Origin of the sequence: Streptacidiphilus sp. P02-A3a, assembly GCF_014084105.1 — a bacterium.
In the GTDB taxonomy this organism is placed as follows: domain Bacteria; phylum Actinomycetota; class Actinomycetes; order Streptomycetales; family Streptomycetaceae; genus Streptacidiphilus.
In genome coordinates, this window is sequence record NZ_CP048289.1 from 5,444,144 (window position 1) to 5,461,604 (window position 17,461).

Sequence of the window (17,461 nt, forward strand, 5' to 3'; positions counted from 1 at the left end):
GTCAGTGGTAGTCGGTCGTCAGTTGCAGTCGGTCGTCAGTTGCAGTCGGTCGTCAGTGGTAGTCGTAGAAGCCGGAGCCGGACTTGCGGCCGTGGCGGCCCTCGCGGACCAGGCGCAGCAGCAGCTCGCACGGGCGGCAGCCCTCGTCGCCGGTCCGTTCGTGCAGCACCCACAGCGAGTCGACCAGGTTGTCCAGGCCGATCAGGTCGGCCGTGCGCAGCGGTCCTGTGGGGTGTCCCAGGCAGCCCTGCATCAGCGTGTCCACGGCCTCGGCGGTGGCGGTGCCCTGCTCCACCACCCGGGCCGCGTCGTTGATCATCGGGTGCAGGATGCGGCTGGTCACGAACCCCGGCGCGTCGCGGACCACGACCGCCTCCCGGCGCAGCGCCGCCAGCAGCGAGGCCACCGACGCCATCACCGGGTCGCCGGTCCGGCGCCCGCGGATCACCTCGGCCGTTCTGATCAGGTACGGCGGGTTCATGAAGTGGGTGCCGACGAGCTCGGCCGGGCGCTCGACCGCCCCGGCCAGTTCGTCCACCGGGATCGAGGAGGTGTTGGTGATCAGCGGCGTCCCCGGCCGGACCAGTGCCGAGACCTCGGCCAGGACCTTGGCCTTGAGCTCCGCGTTCTCGGTGATCGCCTCGATCACCGCCGCGGCTCCGGCGGCCGGGTCGGTGCCGGTGCCGGTGGTCAGCTCGCCCGGGGCGGTGTCCGGCGGCAGGGCGCCGAGCAGGTGGGCCAGCCGCAGTTCCTCGGCGATCCGGTCGCGGGCCCGGGTCAGCCGCTCCGGGTCGACGTCGACCAGGTGGACCGGCAGGCCGTGGCCGAGGGCGAGGGTGGTGATGCCGACCCCCATCACCCCGGCTCCGAGGACGACGAGCGGGTTGGCTGGGTCGTACGGTGGCGGTGCTGTGGTCATTCGGCCTTGCTCCTCGGGGATCGTCGGGCGGTGGCTGCGACTCCGGCGGCGGTTCCGGGGTCGGGGTCGGGGGCGGGGTCGGGTCCGGGGGCGGGCAGGACGGTCTCCAGCCAGTCGGCGACGGCCCGGCCGGTGGTCTCGACATGCTGTTCCATGATCGAGAAGTGGTCGCCGGGCACGTCCGCCACCGTGTGCGCGCCGGGCCAGCTGGACCGCCACTCACCGGCGGCGGCGGACGGCGTACCCAGCGGCGTGGAGGCACGTACCAGCAGTACCGGCGCGCTGACGGCGGGCGGCACCCAGTCGTCCAGCAGCCGGAAGTACCGGCCCATCGCGGTCAGCCGGGTGCCGTCCATCGGGGCCGCGCGCTCCTCGCGGGCGAACATCCCGCCCAGCAGGACGTCGTTGAACTGGGTGATGCCCTCGTTGTCGGACAGGTAGGTGTCGAGCAGCACCACCGCCGCGGGCCCGCTCCCGATCCGCTCCAACTCGGCGGCCACGCCGTGCGCGAGGGTGCCGCCGGAGGAGGAGCCGACCAGTACCAGCCGCCTTTCCGGCAGGGCTTGACGGATCGTCAGTGCCTGGTAGCGGAGCAGCGTGGCCATGTCGGCGGGCAGCGGCTGGTCCGCGGTGAACCCCGGGGCGTCCAGCGCGCTGACGCCGTAGCGGCCGCGCAGGCAGGCGGCGAAGCGGGCGTACTGGTGCGCGCCGCCGAGGGCGACCACGGAGCCGAGGCAGACGACCACCGGGGCGTCGGCCTCGGGTGCGCTGATCCGCAGCAGTCGCGGGCCGGTCCCGGTCGCCAGCTGCTCCTCGGCGCTGTGGAACCGCGGCCGCAGCGCGGAGGCGTGTTTCAGCAGCGCGATGCCCTCGTCGGTCTGGCCGAGCGCGCAGGCCTGGCGGAACAGCAGGCTGACCGGATCAGCGGCGGCCTCGTCGTCGGCGCCGGGTGCCGGCGCGGCGGCGGTCGGGGTGTGCTCGGCGGGGGTGGCCCCGGCGGTGGCCATGGACTGGGCGAGCAGTGCCGCCAGTCCGGCCGGGGTGCCGCTGTCCAGGACCGCCGAGGGCCGCAGCCGCACGCCGGTCGGCCCGGCCAGCCGGTTGCGCAGTTCGACGGCGGTCAGCGAGTCGAATCCGACCGAGAGGAAGCTGTCGGTGTCGGACAGCGCCGCCGCGTCGCTGTGGCCGAGCACCGCCGCGGCCTCGGTGCGGACCAGCTCGCGCAGCAGTTGCTCGCGCTGCTCCGGGGCGGCCGCGGCGAGCCGCTGCCCGGGTGAGCTGTCGACCGCCGGGCGGCGGCGGGCCCGGACCAGCGAGCGCAGCAGCGGGGGGACCGGCTGGTCCCGGTAGGCGGCCAGGTCGAGCCGGATCGGGACGGCCAGCGCCAGGCCGGTGCCGAGCGCCGCGTCGAACAGCGCCGTGCCCTGTGCGTCGCTCAGGGCGCCGACGCCGCTGCGCTCCATCCGCTGCTGGTCGGTCCCGGCCAGGTCCGCGGTCAGGCCGCTGCGCCGCGCCCACAGGCCCCAGGCCAGCGAGGTTCCCGGCAGGCCCAGCCGCCGCCGCTCGGTGATCAACGCGTCCAGGGCGGCGTTGGCGGCGGCGTAGGCGGACTGACCGGGGCTGCCGAAGACGCCCGCCGCCGAGGAGTAGACGACGAAGGCGGAGAGGTCGGCCGTGCGGGTCAGCTCGTGCAGGTGCCAGGCGGCGTCGATCTTGGGCCGCAGCACGCCGCTCAGCCGCTCCGGGGTGAGGGCGTGCAGCAGGCCGTCGTCGAGTGCGCCCGCGGTGTGCACCACCGCCCGCAGCGGGTGCTGCTCGGGGATCTGCGCCAGCGCCGCGGACAGCTGTTGACGATCAGTCACATCACAGCTGATGGAAATGAGTTCCGCCCCCTGAGTGGCGAGTTCGGCGGTGAGCCGCGCCAGCTCGGGGCGGTCGGCGCCGCGTCGGCTCAGCAGCCGCAGGTGGCGCACGCCGTGCTCGGCCACCAGGTGCCGGGCCAGCGCGGCGGCCAGCGCGCCGCCGCCGCTGAGCAGTACCGTCCCCTCGGCGTCGAACCCGCTGAGGCCGTCGGGGACGCCGGTGGCCGACGGTGCGGCGGCGGGGTGCGCGCGGGCCAGTCGGGGCGCGTGCGGGACTCCCCCGCGCAGCGCCAGTTGCGGCTCCTCGGCCGACAGTACGGCGTCCAGCGCCCCGGCGGTGCCGTCCGGACCGTCGGTGTCCAGCAGCAGGAACCGGTCCGGGTGTTCCAGTTGGGCGGAGCGGAGCAGGCCCCAGACAGCCGCCGCGCCGAGGTCGGGTCGCGGCCCGGGTGCCTGTGCCGCGCCCCGGGTGAGCACCACCAGCGGGACCTGGCCGAACCGCTCGTCGTCCAGCCAGTCGCGCAGCCGCCCGAGGACGGTGGCGACCGCGGTGTGGACGGCTTCCGGGCCGGGAGCGGCGGCGGGCGGGCAGAGCAGCAGCGCGGCGTCGGGGGTCCCGCCGTCCAGGGGCACGGTGGCGAATTCGGGCGGCAGCAGTCGCGCGTCACCGGGGCCGAGCAGCGCCCAGCGGCGCGCGGGGACCGGGTCCGGCCGGGCCGGGAGCGGGGTCCACTCCAGCTGGAACAGCGCGTCCGCCGGGGTCCCCGGCTGCTGGTTCCGGGCGGCGCGCAGCAGCAGCGAGCCGACGGTCGCGACCGGGTTCCCGGCCGGATCGGTGATCCGCAGCGACACCGCGTCCGGGCCGTCCGACCGCAGCGCCACCCGGAGCACCGGCGCGGCGGAGGGTTCGAGGACGACCTGCTGCCAGCTGAAGGGCAGTGGCACGCCCGCTTCGGCCGGTGCCGCCGCCCGCGTGCGCAGGCCGGTGGTCTGCAGGGCGGCGTCGAGCAGCGCGGGGTGGACCGCGAAGCCGCCGCGACCGGCACCGGACAGCCCGGCCGGGAGCGCCACCTCGGCGAACACCTCGCCGAAGCGGTCACCGGCCGCTTCGGGGCCGCCGCGCCAGGCCGCGCGCAGTCCGCGGAAGGCCGGGCCGTACTCGATGCCCTGCGCCTCCAGCAGGCCGTAGAGCTCGTCCAGGTCGACCGGGACGGTCCCGGGCGGCGGCCACGGGGCGGGCTCGGCCGGGCGGTGCGCGGGGTCGTCGACGCCGAGGACGCCGTCCGCGTGGCGGGTCCACGGCTGGTCCGGCTCGGCCTGTTCCAGGGACTGCGGCCGGGAGTGGAACTCGACCGGACGCCGCCCGGCCTCGTCCGGCGGCCCGACCAGCAGCCGCAGCTGCACCCCGTCGGCGGCCTCGGCCGGGAGCAGCAGCGGTGCGGCCAGGGTCAGTTCCTCCACCACTGGGCAGCCGAGCCGGCGTCCGGCGTGCGCGGCCAGTTCCAGGAAGGCCACCCCGGGCAGCAGCGCGGTACCGGAGACCGCGTGGTCGGCCAGCCACGGATGGGTGCCGAGTGACAACCGTCCGGTGAACAACGTGCCTGCCCCGTCCGGTAGTTCGACGGCGGCGCCGAGCAGCGGGTGGCCTGCGTCGGCCTGCCCCACGGACTGCGGATCGCCCGCCGTCGGGGGCGCGTCCAGCCAGTAGCGCTGCCGCTGGAAGGGGTACGTCGGCAGCTCGGTGTGCCGGGCCCCGGTTCCGGCGTAGAGGGGTTCCCAGGCCACCGGCAGGCCGACCACCTGCGCCGCGGCCAGGGACAGCAGCAGTCGGTGCGGGCCGCCGTCGTCGCGGCGCAGGGTGTCCAGCACCACGGTGTCCGCGGCGCCGGCGTCGGCGGCCGTGTCCTCGGTCCCGAAGGTGAGCGTCGGATGCGGGCTGACCTCAAGGAACGTCCGGTGACCGGCGTCGAGCAGGCGTTGCGTGGCCTCCTGGAAGCGGACGGTGCGGCGCAGGTTGCGGTACCAGTACTCGGGCCCGAGCGCGGCGGGGGCGATCCAGTCCGCGTCGACGGTGGACAGCATCGGGACGGTTCCGGCGCGGGGGGTGATCCCGGCCAGTGCCGCGCACAGGTCCGCCCGGACCGACTCCACCCCGGCGCTGTGCGAGGCGTGGTCGACCGGCATCCGCCAGGCCATCACCCCGTCCGCGGTGAGGTTGTCCACCAGGGCGTCGAGCTCCTCCTCGGAGCCGGTCACGGTGACCGTCCTCGGGCCGTTCACCGCCGCTATGGACAGCTTTTTGTGACGATTCGTCAGATACTCGCCGAGTTCCGCCTCGGGCAGCAGCACCGCCGCCATCGCGCCTCCGGGCAGGCTCGCCAGGGCCCGGCTGCGGGCCACCGCCACGAGTGCCGCGTCCTCCAGCGAAAGGGCGCCCGCGACGCAGGCGGCGGCCACCTCGCCCTGGCTGTGCCCCACCACGGCCACCGGCTCCACGCCGTGGCCGCGCCACACCGCCGCCAGCGACACCATCACCGCGAACAGCACCGGCTGCGCCACCTCCACCCGCTCCAGCGTGGGTGCGCCCGGCGCACCCCGGAGCACCGCGCTCGGAGACCAGTCCAGGTGTCGGCCGAGCGCCCGCTCGCAGTCGGCCATCCGCTCCGCGAACAGCGTGCAGGAGTCCAGCAGTTCGGCTCCCATTCCGGGCCAGTGGGCGCCCAGGCCGGGGAAGACGAACACGCCTGTGCGGCCGCCCTGCGGGGCGGTTCCGCGCACTGCCGACGGGGGCCGCTCGCCCCGGGCGAGGGCGGCGAGTCCGTCGAGCAGTTCGGCCCGGTCCGCACCGACGACCACCGCCCGCTCGGCGAACCGGGAGCGGCCGAGTGCCAGCGAGCGGCCGACGTCGTGCGGGTCGGTCCCCGGCTCTGCGGACAACTGGGCGTGCAGTGACCCGGCCTGGGCGCGCAGCGCGGCGTCCGTCCTGGCCGACAGCGGCCAGGCGACCGGTCCGCCGGGCGGCGCCTCCCCGGGCGGCCCCGGATCGGCGGGCACCGACTCCAGGATCAGGTGGGCGTTGGTGCCGCTGGCACCGAAGGAGGAGACTCCGGCCCGGCGCGGCTGCCCGGCCTCCGGCCAGGGCGCCGCCGAGGTGAGCAGCGAGACCTGGCCCTGGGACCAGTCCACCTGGGAGCTGGGGCGGTCGATGTGCAGGGTCCTCGGCAGCAGGCCGTGCCGCATCGCCAGCACCGTCTTGATCACCCCGCCGACCCCGGCCGCCGCTTGAGTGTGCGTCAGGTTCGACTTCAGCGAGCCGACCCGCAACGGCCGGTCCGCGGGCCGGTCCTGGCCGTAGACCGCGAGCAGCGCCTGGGCCTCGATCGGGTCGCCGAGCACCGTTCCGGTGCCGTGCGCCTCCACCGCGTCCACCTCGGCCGGGCGCAATCCGGCGCGCTCCAGGGCCTGTTGGATCACCCGCTGCTGCGCGGGGCCGTTGGGCGCGGTCAGCCCGTTGCTCGCGCCGTCCTGGTTGACGGCGGAGCCGCGCACCAGCGCCAGTACCGGATGCCCGTTGCGGCGGGCGTCGGAGAGCCGCTCCAGCAGCAGCAGCCCGACGCCCTCGCCGAAGCCCGCGCCGTCGGCGGCGTCGGAGAAGGACTTGCTGCGCCCGTCGGGGGCGAGTCCGCGCTGGCGGGAGAAGCCGATGTACAGGCCGGGGGTGGACATCACGGTGGCCCCACCGGCGAGCGCGAGACTGACCTCCCCGGCCCGCAGCGCCTGGCAGGCGAGGTGCACCGCGACCAGGGAGGAGGAGCAGGCGGTGTCCAGCGTCACCGCCGGGCCCTCCAGGCCCAGCAGGTAGGAGATCCGGCCGGAGGCCACACTGGGGATGCTGCCGGTGCCGAGGAAGCCCTCCAGCTCCTCGGGCGCCCGGCCGAGCCGGGACGCGTACTCGCTGTAGATGACGCCCGCGTAGACGCCGGTGCGGCTGCCGCGCAGCGTCAGCGGGTCGATCCCGGCCCGCTCCACCGCCTCCCAGGCGGTCTCCAGCAGCAGGCGCTGCTGGGGGTCCATCGCCAGCGCCTCCCGGGGGAGATACCGAAGAACGCCGGGTCGAACCCGCAGGCGTCGTCGAGGAAGCCGCCCTCGCGGACGTAGAGGGTGCCGGGCGCGTCCGGATCGGTGTCGAAGCGGCTCTCGACGTCCCAGCCCCGGTCGGCGGGGAACGGGCCGACCGCGTCCCGCTCCTTGACCAGCAGCTCCCACAGGTCCTCCGGGGTCGCCACGCCGCCCGGGTAGCGGCAGCTCATGGCCACGACGGCGACCGGCTCGGCGGCGTCCTCCCGGTGCTGCCGGAGCTGCTGCCGCAGCCGCTGGTTGTCCAGCAGCGAGGCCCGCAGCGCGGCGACCACCTGCTCGGTTCCGGTCTGCTCGCTGCCTGCCGCTTCGGTACCTGTGGACATCGTCATTCCCTCCCGCGCTGGATCAGTCACGGCTGCCGTCCAAGGCCATCCGGACGAGGTCGACCACGGCCATCCCGCCGATGTCCGGCACCGGCTCCGCCGGGGCGGCGGGGCGGCGGTCGGTGAGCCGCAGCAGCGCGTCCAGCAGTCCGGCGCGGCGCAGCTCGGCCGGGGTGACCGAGGCCAGCAGCCGGCGGACCTCCTGGTCCCCGGGTCCGGCCGGGGACGGCGGGTCACCGGGTTGCAGCCGCTCGGCCAGGTGCTCGGCGACGGCGGCCGGGGTGGGCTGGTCGAAGACCAGGGTGGCGGGCAGCCGCAGGCCGGTGGCGGCGTTCAGCCGGTTGCGCAGCTCGACCGAGGTCAGCGAGTCGAACCCGAGCTCCTTGAAGGCCCGCTCCGGGTCCACCGCGTCGGCGCTGCCGTGACCGAGCACCTCCGCCACCCGGCCGCGTACCAGGTCGAGCAGGGCGGCGCGGCGCTCCTGCGGGCCGAGCCCGGACAGTCGGCGGCGCAGCGAGCCGGTGTCGGCGGCGTCCGCCCCGGCGTCCGGACGCCGGGGGCCGCCGCGGACCAGCCGCGACAGCAGCGCCGGGACCGGCGCGGTGCGCGCCCCGGCCCGCAGCCGGGCCAGGTCGAGTCTGACCGGGACCAGCAGCGGTTCGCCCGAGGCCAGGGCGGCGTCGAACAGCGCCAGCCCGGCCTCCGTGGACAGCGCGCCGGTGCCGCTCCTGGCCATCCGACGCAGCCCGTCGTCACCGAGGGCGCCGGTCATCTCGCTGCGCTGCGCCCACAGGCCCCAGGCCAGGGACTGCCCGGGCAGCCCCTGGGCCCGGCGCTGCTGGGCCAGGGCGTCCAGGAACGCGTTGGCGGCGGCGTAGTTGCCCTGACCCGGGTTGCCGACGGTGGCGGATGCCGACGAGAACAGCACGAACGCGGACAGGTCCAGGCCCCGGGTCAGCTCGTGCAGGTTCAGCGCCGCGTCGACCTTGGGCCGCAGGACTTCTTGGAGTTGATGGTGTGTCAGTGACTGGATCAGTCCGTCGTCCAGTACCCCGGCGGCATGGACGACGGCGGTGAGCGGATGCTCGGGCGGGACCGCCGCCAGCAGCGCGGCCAGTGCCGCCCGGTCTGCGGCGTCACAGCTCGCCACGGTCACCGAGGCACCCAGCTGGCTGAGTTCGGCCACCAGGGCGGGCATTCCCGGAGCGTCCGCGCCGCGCCTACTGGCCAGCAGCAGCTGTCGGGCGCCGTGCCGCAGCACGAGATGACGGGCCGTCAGTCCGCCGAGCACCCCGCCCGCGCCGGTCACCAGTACCGTGCCCCTCGGGTCCAGCGTCGGCGTCGAGGCGGCAGGCGAGGCGGCAACGGGGGTGGCCCGGACCAGCCGGGCGGCGAGCAATCCGCCGGACCGCAGCGCGAGTTGCGGCTCCTGCGGATGGGCCAGCAGCTCGGGCAGGCAGGGCGGCAGGGCCGCCGGGTCGTCCACGTCCAGCAGCAGGAACCGGTCCGGGTGTTCGGACTGGGCCGAGCGGACGAGTCCGCGCACCGCCGCGCCCGCTAGGTCGGCGACCCCCTCTCCGGCGCCGGTGGCCACGGCGTGCCGGGTGAGGACGACCAGTCGGGTGTCCTCCCAGCCGGAGTCGGCCAGCCAGTCCTGGATCAGCCGCAGCACCCGTTGGACCTCGTCCCGGACTGATACCGCGTCAGCCGTAGCGCCTCCCACGGTTGCCAGGACCACCTCGGGTCGTGGCGTGCCCCGTTCGACGGCCGCGGACAGCTCGTCGAGATCCACGTACCCGTCAGCCGCGATGGAGGCGGTGCGGGGCGAGGGGGCCCGCTGCCCTGCCGGGGGGAGGGCCATCCAGTCCGGCCGGAACAGCGAGTCGGCGCCCTCCACGCTCGCACCCGCCGTGCGCAGCGCGTCGAGATCGATCGGGCGCACCGCCAACTCCCTTACCGAGAGCACCTGGTGTCCCTCCGGGTCGCCGGCGTGGATCGACACGTTGCCGTCCTCGCCGTAGTCCAGCCGGACCCGCAGGGTCCCGGCGCCCGAGGCGTGGAGCCTGACGCCGCTCCAGGAGAACGGCAGCCCGGCGGTCCCGGCGCCGAGTCGCCCCCCGGTTCCCGTCCGCGGGGCCAGCCACAGGCCGTGCAGGGCGGCGTCCAGCAGGGCCGGGTGAAGCCCGTAGCCGGAGGCGCCCGGTTGCTGCTCCTGCGGCAGCCGCACCTCCGTGAAGATCTCGCTGCCGCGTCGCCAGGCGGCGCGCAGGCCCTGGAAGGCCGGGCCGTAGCCGTAGCCGGACTCGGCGAAGCGTTCGTAGAGGGCGGCGACCGGGATCGGTACGGCCCCGGTCGGCGGCCAGACGTCCGCCTCCGGTGCGGGCGGGGCGTCGGCGCCCGGGTCGGGGCCGAGCAGGCCGGTGGCGTGCGGGGTCCACTCCGGGCCGGTGGCGTCCTCGCGCCGGGAGAAGAGATCGAGCGGACGACGGCCGTCGGCGTCCGCCGCACCGACCCGTAGTTGCAGCCGGACCGCGCCGTCCGACGGCAGCAACAGCGGTGCCTGCAGCGTCAGTTCCTCGACCACCGGGCAGCCCGCCTCGTCGGCGGCGCGGACCGCCAGCTCGACGAAGGCCGCGCCGGGCAGCAGTACGACGTCCGACACCCGGTGGTCGGCCAGCCAGGGCTGGGTGCGCAGCGACAGCCGTCCACTCAGCACCAGTTCGCCGGTCTCGGCGACCTCCAGCGCCGCGCCGAGCAGCGGATGGTCCGCCGCGTCGAGACCGGCCGCGAGCAGCCCGCCGTGCGAACCGGTTCCCGGCTGCGGCCAGTAGCGCCGGTGTTGGAAGGGGTAGGTGGGCAGGTCGATCCGCCGCGCCCCGGGGAGGGCCGGGGCCCAGTCCACCGGCAACCCCCTGGACCACCCCTCGCCGACCGAGCGCAGCACCCGCTCCCAGCCGCCCTCGCCGCGCCGCAGCGTCCCCAGCGCGGCCACCGGCAGGCCCAGCGCGTCCGCCGACTCCTGCACCCCGGTCGTCAGCACCGGGTGCGGGCTGGGCTCCACGAAGAAGCGGAAGTCCTGGTCCAGCAGGCTCCGTACCGCCTCCTCGAAGCGCACCGTCTGCCGCAGGTTGCGGAACCAGTACCCGGCGTCCATCGTGGTCGTGTCCAGCCAGTCACCGGTCACCGTCGAGAACAGCGGTACCTCGCCGGTCCTGGGTGTGATCCCGCGCAACTCCGCCAGCAGGCGTTCCCGGATCTGCTCCACCTGCGCCGAGTGCGAGGCGTAGTCCACGTCGATCAGTTGCGCGCGCACCCCGCGCGCCAGCAGCTCGGCCACCACTCCCTCGACCGCGGCCACCGTGCCGGACACCACGGTCGACGCCGGACCGTTCACCGCCGCCACCGACAGTCCGGGTCGGCTCCGCACCAGCTCCTCGACCTCGGTGCGGGGCAGCAGGACCGAGGCCATCCCGCCGCCGCCCGCGAGCACCGCCAGGGCCCGGCTGCGCAGCGCCACCACCCGCGCCGCGTCCGCCAGGGTCAGCGCGCCCGCCACGCAGGCCGCCGCGATCTCCCCCTGCGAGTGCCCCACCACCGCGTCCGCCACCAGGCCCAGCCCGCGCCACACCTCGGCCAGCGACACCATCACCGCCCACAGCACCGGCTGCACCACGTCCACCCGGCCCAGCAGGCCGACGCCTGCCCGGTCACGCAGCACCGTCGTCAACGACCAGTCCACATAGGGCGCCAGCGCCTGTTCGCACGCGGCGATGCGTGCCGCGAAGACCGACGACTCGTCCAGCAGCGCCCTGCCCATCCCCAGCCACTGCGAGCCCTGTCCCGGGAACACCAGTACCGACTTGCCCTCAATGAGTTGACTGTCCATCAGCGGGTGGTTCTCGGCCAGCCGGGCCAGTCCGCCGAGCAGTTGCTCGCGATCGCCGACGAGTACGGCCCGGCTGTCGAAGGCGGTGCGGGCGGTCAGCGACAGGCCGACGTCCCGCGGCTCGGTGTCGGGTCGGGTGTCGAGTCGGCGGCGCAGCCGGTCGGCGAGGTCCCGCAGCGCCCGCGGGTTGCGGGCCGACAGCGGCCAGGGCACTGCCGGTACGGGGGTTGCGGGCGTCGCCGGCTCCGGCGTGGGCGCCTGTTCCAGGATCACGTGGACGTTGGTGCCGCTCAGGCCGAAGGAGGACACCCCGGCCCGGAACGGATGCCCGTGGTCGGGCCAGGGCTGGAGTTCGGTGGCCAGGGCCAGCGAGCCGCGGGTCCAGTCGACGTGACTGGACGGCCGGTCGACGTGCAGGGTGGCCGGGACCTGGCCGTGGCGCAGGGCCAGCACCGTCTTGATCACCCCGGCGACGCCGGAGGCGGCCTGGGTGTGGCCGATGTTCGACTTCAGTGAGCCGACCAGCACCGGGCGCTCCGGTGGCCGCTGCTGACCGTAGGTCGCGAGCAGGGCCTGGGCCTCGATCGGGTCGCCCAGGGTGGTGCCGGTGCCGTGCGCCTCGACCACGTCCACCTCGGCGGCGGTGAGTCCGGCGTTGGCCAGCGCGGCCCGGATCACCCGCTGCTGCGAGGGGCCGTTCGGCGCCGAGAGGCCGTTGCTGGCGCCGTCCTGGTTCACCGCCGAGCCGCGCACCAGCGCCAGTACCGGATGGCCGTTGCGGCGCGCGTCCGACAGCCGTTCCAGCAGCAGGACCCCCGCGCCCTCGCCCATGCCCATGCCGTCGGCGGCCTCGGCGAAGGCCTTGCAGCGGCCGTCGGCCGCCAGGCCGCGCTGCCGGGAGAAGCTGACGATGGCGCCCGGGGTGGCCATCACCGCCACCCCGCCGACCAGGGCCAGGGTGCAGTCGCCGCCGCGCAGCGCCTGGCCCGCGAGGTGCAGCGCCACCAGCGAGGAGGAGCAGGCGGTGTCGACGGTGACCGCCGGGCCCTCCAGGCCGAGGGTGTAGGCGACCCGGCCGGAGACGACGCTCGGCGCGCTACCGGTGAGCAGATGCCCCTCGCCCTGGGCGGCCTGCGCCGCCACGGCCGCGTAGTCGGCGTAGTTGACGCCGGTGAAGACGCCGGTACGGCTGCCGCGCAGGGCCAGCGGATCGATCCCGGCCCGTTCGGCGGCCTCCCAGCTGGTCTCCAGCAGCAGCCGCTGCTGCGGGTCCATCGCCAGCGCCTCGCGCGGCGAGATGCCGAAGAACTCCGCGTCGAACTCGGCCGCGTCGTGCAGGAACCCACCGAACCGGGTGGTCGCGGTGCCGGGTCGGTCCGGGTCCGGGTCGTACAGCTCGTCCAGGTTCCAGCCCCGGTCGGCGGGGAACTCGGAGATCACCTCGCCGCCCTCGGCCAGCAGCCGCCACAGCGCCTCCGGAGTGTCCGTGCCGCCCGGGAAGCGGCAGGCCATGGCTACGACGGCGATCGGCTCGTCCGCGACCGCGGCGACCGGTCCGAGCTCGGCGGGCTGCTCCTCGACACCCAGCAGTTCCGACTCGATTCGCTTGGCCAGCAACTGCGCTGACGGATAGTCATAGATGAGGGTGGACGGCAGCCGCAGGCCGGTGGCGGTGTTCAGCCGGTTGCGCAGTTCCACCGCCGTCAGCGAGGCGAAGCCGAGGTCCTGGAAAGCCCTGCCCGGGCGGACGGCGTCCGGCGAGCCGTGGCCGAGCACCAGCGCCGCATGGGTGCGGACCAGGTCGAGCAGCAGCCGCTGCCGGTCGGCCGGGCCGAGCCCGGCCAGTTGCCCGCGCAGGAGGGCGGCGGCGGGCGCGTCCGGGGTGTCCGCGTCGGTCGGCTGCGCCCGCTGGATCCGGCGTACCTCGGGCACGCCGGTGATCAGTCGGCTGGGTCGGGCCGAGGTGAACACCGCCGTGAACCGCTCCCAGTCGATGTCGGCGACCGCGATCACCGTCTCGTCGTCGTCGAGGACCTGTTGCAGGGCGGCGACGGCGAGTTCGGGGGCGATCCGGGGCAGGCCGTGGCGTTCGAGCTTGAACAGGTCGGCGTCCTCCCCCGCGATCCGCTCCTGCCAGGGGTTCTCGGCCTGCCAGACGCCCCAGTCCACGGTGGTCGCGGTCAGGCCCCGGGCGCGGCGGTGCTGGGCGAGCGCGTCCAGGTAGGCGTTGGCCGCCGCGTAGGCGGCGTGGTTTCCGCTGCCCCAGACCCCGGCGATCGAGGAGAACAGCACGAAGGCGTCCAGTTCGCGGTTGAGCAGGGCGTCCAGGTGCCCGGCTCCGGCGGCCTTGGCGGCGACGATCCGCTCGAAGGCGTCGATCGGGGTGCTCGCCAGCGGCGCGAGCGCGATGAACGCGGCGGCGTGGACCACGGCGGTGACCGGATCACCCTCGGCGTCGAGGTCGGCCAGCAGCCGCTCGACTTCCTCATGGGCCGTCAGATCACAGCGCGGGTAGGAGAGTCGGACGCCCAGCGCGCCGAGTTCGGCGGTGAGTTCGGCGGCTCCGGGCGCATCCGGGCCGCGCCGTCCGGGCAGCACCAGGTGCCGGGCGCCGCCGCGGGCCAACCAGCGGGCGAGGTGGGGTCCGACCGCGCCGGTGCCGCCGGTCAGCAGCACGGTGCCGCGCGGCTTCCAGCTGGGGCCGCCGTCGGACGTCCGCGGGGCCCTGCTGAGGCGGCGGGCGAGCAGGCCGCCGGGGCGCAGCGCCAGCTGGTCCTCGGCGCTGCCCGCGCCACCGGCCAACGCGGCCCCGAGCCGGGCCCGGGCCCGGGCGTCGAGTTCCGGCGGCAGGTCGAGCAGTCCGCCCCAGCGTCCGGGCGCCTCCAGTGCCGCGACCAGGCCGGTTCCCCAGATCAGTGCCTGGGCCGGGTCGGTGACCGGATCGTCGGCGCCGGTGGACACGGCTCCGCTGGTGGCGCACCAGAGCGGAGCGCCGGTGCCCAGGTCGCCCAGGGCCTGGATGAGCGCGACGGTCAGCGCGGCCCCGGCGGGCAGCGCGGGGTGGAGCGGGTGCGGCAGGTCGTCCACCGCCAGCAGCGACAGCACCCCGGCCGGGGTGCGGCCCGCCAGTGCCCCGGCGACGGTCCCGGCCAGCACCTCGCGGGCGGTGTCGGCGGCGCCGAGTTCGACCAGCACCGTCTCGGCGCCCAGCTCGGCCAGGGCCCGGACCGGCCCGAGCACCCGCTCGTCCTGGTCGTGCCCGGTGGGCAGTACCACCAGCCAGACCCCGCCGAGGGTGACGGCGGGCGGCTCCGGCAGGGGCTGCCAGCTGATCCGGTAGCGCCAGGAGTCGATCACCGAGGCCTCGCGTCGGCGCTGCCGCCAGCCGCGCAGGGCCGGTAGCACCCGGCCGAGCGGTTCGGCGTCGACGGCCAGGCCGTCGGCGGCCCGGGCGAGGTCCCCGTCCTCGACCAGCTGCCAGAAGGCGCTGTCAGCGGCGTCGGCCTCCTGGGCCCGCTCCGGCTTCGGCTCCAGCCAGTAGCGCCGGGTCTGGAACGGGTAGCTGGGCAGGCCGATCCGGCGGGCGCCGGATCCGGCGAACACCGCTGACCAGTCCACGGCCACGCCGCCGACCCACAGCTCGGCGGCCGAGGTCAGCGCGCGGCGCGGGCCGCCGTCCTCGCGCCGCAGGGTGCCGACCACCAGCGCGCCGCCGGGTGCCGCCCCGGCGGACTCGGCGGCCTCGGCGGCGTCCTGGATCGGCACGGTGAGCACCGGGTGCGGCGACACCTCCAGGAACACCCCGTGCTGCTGTTCCAGCAGTGAGCGGACGGCGGCGCCGAACTGGACGGTCTGCCGCAGGTTGCGGAACCAGTACCCGGCGTCCATGGTGGCCGTGTCCAGCCAGTCGCCGGTGACGGTGGAGAGCAGCGGCAGCTGTCCGGCGCGCGGGCGGACGTCGGCCAGGGCCGCCAGCAACCGCGGCCGGATCCGCTCCACCTGGGCCGAGTGCGAGGCGTAGTCCACCTCGATCCGGCGGGCCCTGGTCCCGGCCGACGCGCAGCGGGCGAGCAGCTCGGCGAGGGCCTGGGGCTCACCGGAGACCACTACCGCCGCCGGTCCGTTGACGGCGGCCACCGACAGCCGCTCGGCCCAGGGGGCGATCTCGGCCAGCGCCTGCTCCTCGGACAGCGCCAGCGAGACCATGCCGCCGTCACCGGCCAGGTCGCACAGGGCGCGGCTGCGCAGCGCCACCACCTTGGCGCCGTCCGCCAGCGTGAGCGCCCCGGCGACCACGGCGGCGGCGATCTCGCCCTGGCTGTGGCCGACCACCGCGTCCGGCCGGACCCCCCAGGACTCCCAGAGCGCGGCCAGCGACACCATCACCGCGAACAGCGCGGGCTGCACCACGTCCACCCGCTCCAGTGACGGAGCGTCAGCTCCGTTGCGCAGTAGTGAGACCAGCGACCAGTCGGTGTGCGGGGCGAGGGCGGCGGCGCAGTCGTGGATCCGGTCGGCGAAGACCGGGCAGCTGTCGAGCAGTTCCCGCGCCATCCCGGCCCACTGCGAGCCCTGGCCGGGGAACACCAGCACCAGGCGTCCGTCGGCCGTGCCGCCGTCGCCGGTCACCACCGCGGCGGCGTCCCGGTCACCGGCGGCCACGGCGGCGAGACCGCGCAGCAGCGCGGGGCGCCCGTCGCCGAGGACCACGGCCCGGTGGTCGAAGGCGGACCGGGTGGTGGCCAGCGAGAGCCCGACGTCCTCCGGCCGGGCCCCGGGGTCGTCGGTGAGGCGGACGGCCAGCGCGGCGGCCTGCTCGCGCAGCGCGTTCGCGGTGCGGCCGGACAGCACCCAGGGCAGCTGCGGCGCGGGCTCGGCCGCGGCCGGGTGGTGCTCCGGGGCGGTCGGCGACGGGACCCGCTCCGGGACCTGCTGCGGGACCTGCTGCGGGACCTGTTCGGGGGCCTGTTCGAGCAGCAGGTGGGCGTTGGTTCCGCTCATGCCGAAGGAGGACACCCCGACCCGGCGCGGCCGACCGGTCTCCGGCCACGGCCGCGCCTCGGTGAGCAGCCGCACCTCGCCCGCCGACCAGTCCGCGTGCGGGGTCGGCTGGTCGACGTGCAGGGTGCGCGGCAGTACGCCGTGGCGCAGCGCCAGCACGGACTTGATGACTCCGGCCACCCCGGCGGCGGCCTGGGTGTGCCCGATGTTGGACTTCACCGATCCGAGCCACAACGGACTCGCGGGGGGCCGTTCCTGACCGTACGTCGCCAGTAGCGCGTCGGCCTCGATCGGGTCGCCGAGGGTGGTGCCGGTGCCGTGCGCCTCCACCGCGTCCACCTCCCCCGCCGTGAGTCCCGCGTCGGCGAGGGCGGCCCGGATCACCCGCTGCTGCGAGGGGCCGTTGGGGGCGGTGAGGCCGTTGCTCGCACCGTCCTGGTTGACCGCCGAGCCGCGGAGCACCGCGAGGACCGGGTGGCCGTGCTCCAGGGCGTCGGACAGCCGCTCCAGCAGCAGCATGCCCACGCCCTCGCCCCAGCCGGTGCCGTCCGCGGCCGCCGCGAAGGCCCGGCAGCGGCCGTCGGCGGACATCGCACCCTGGCGGCTGAACTCCACGAACACGGCGGGCAGCGCCATCACGCTGACGCCCCCGGTCAGTGCCAGCGCGCACTCGCCGGCCCGCAGCGCCCGCATCGCCAGGTGCATCGCCACCAGTGAGGCCGAACAGGCGGTGTCCACGGTGACCGAGGGGCCTTCGAGTCCCAGCGCGTAGGAGATCCGCCCGGACATCACGCTCATCGAGTTACCGGTCATCAGGAAGCCCCGCACGGCCTCTGACGCATCGTCACCGAGGGTGGCGTAGCCCTGGTCGATCGCCGCCGCGAACACCCCGGTGCGGCTGCCGCGCAGCGTCAGCGGATCGATGCCCGCCTGCTCCACGGCCTCCCAGGCGGTCGTCAGCAGCAGTCGCTGCTGCGGGTCCATCGCCAGTGCCTCGCGCGGCGAGATGCCGAAGAACTCCGGGTCGAACTCGGCCGCGCCGTCGATGAACGCGCCCTGTCCGGGGACCCCGCCGGCCGCCAGTCCGGCGGTCGGCCAGCCCCGGTCCGCGGGGACGGCGGTGACCGTGTCCCGACCGGCCAGCAGCAGTTCCCACAGGTCGTCCGGGGTGCGCACGCCGCCGGGGAACCGGCAGCTCATCGAGACCACGGCGATCGGTTCGCGGGCTCTGGCCTCGGCCTGCTGGAGCCGCTGCCGGGTCTGCTGTAGGTCGATCGTCACTCGGTTCAGGTAGTCGCGCAGCCGCTGCTCGTTCACCGGACACCGCCGC

General features: G+C 75.7%; 2 protein-coding genes and 1 pseudogene. All 3 read right to left on the reverse strand.

The annotated features are described in order from the left end of the window. Positions 1–52: 52 nt before the first annotated feature. The 3 genes and pseudogenes from GXP74_RS23515 to GXP74_RS23525 all read right to left on the reverse strand — a co-directional run bounded on the left by GXP74_RS23515 (position 53) and on the right by GXP74_RS23525 (position 17,448). Positions 53–919 carry a 3-hydroxyacyl-CoA dehydrogenase family protein gene (locus GXP74_RS23515; RefSeq protein WP_182453228.1) on the reverse strand — a complete coding sequence of 289 codons (867 nt, stop codon included), beginning with the start codon at positions 917–919 and terminating at the stop codon, positions 53–55. Beyond that, positions 916–7,244, reverse strand: a pseudogene (locus GXP74_RS23520) (type I polyketide synthase). The gene GXP74_RS23515 and the pseudogene GXP74_RS23520 overlap by 4 nt, the downstream one beginning before the upstream one ends. A 22-nt stretch (positions 7,245–7,266) precedes the next feature. Next, positions 7,267–17,448: a type I polyketide synthase gene (locus GXP74_RS23525; protein ID WP_225448134.1), complete on the reverse strand. Its 10,182-nt coding sequence runs from the start codon at positions 17,446–17,448 to the stop codon at positions 7,267–7,269. Positions 17,449–17,461: the final 13 nt, after the last annotated feature.